Genomic DNA, 269 nt, shown 5'->3' with positions numbered 1-269 from the left:
CGCCCCCTTTAATCTTTCGATATTACGCGGTATTAGCAACAGTTTCCCGTTGTTATCCCCCTCCATAAGCCAGATCCCCAAGCATTACTCCCCCGTCCGCCACTCTCACGAATAAAAGCAAGCTTTCATTCGTTACCGTTCGACTTGCATGTGTTAAGCCTGCCGCCAGCGTTCAATCTGAGCCATGATCAAACTCTTCAATTCAAGTTCAATCGCTCAATAAATCACTTAGCTTTAATTTTTGTTTGTGGACGCAATCAATGCCTCCC

At 45.7% G+C, this 269-nt stretch carries 1 rRNA gene; it reads right to left on the bottom strand.

Annotation, left to right across the window (positions count from 1 at the left end):
- Window positions 1-204 (bottom strand): 16S ribosomal RNA (locus BN3349_RS11950); the annotation flags it as partial.
- Between the last annotated feature and the right edge of the window lie 65 nt (window positions 205-269).

This window comes from Necropsobacter massiliensis (assembly GCF_000827595.2).
Lineage (GTDB): Bacteria > Pseudomonadota > Gammaproteobacteria > Enterobacterales > Pasteurellaceae > Necropsobacter > Necropsobacter massiliensis.
Note: the sequence above shows the minus strand (reverse complement) of the source record. Positions and strands in the feature narration are given on the sequence as shown.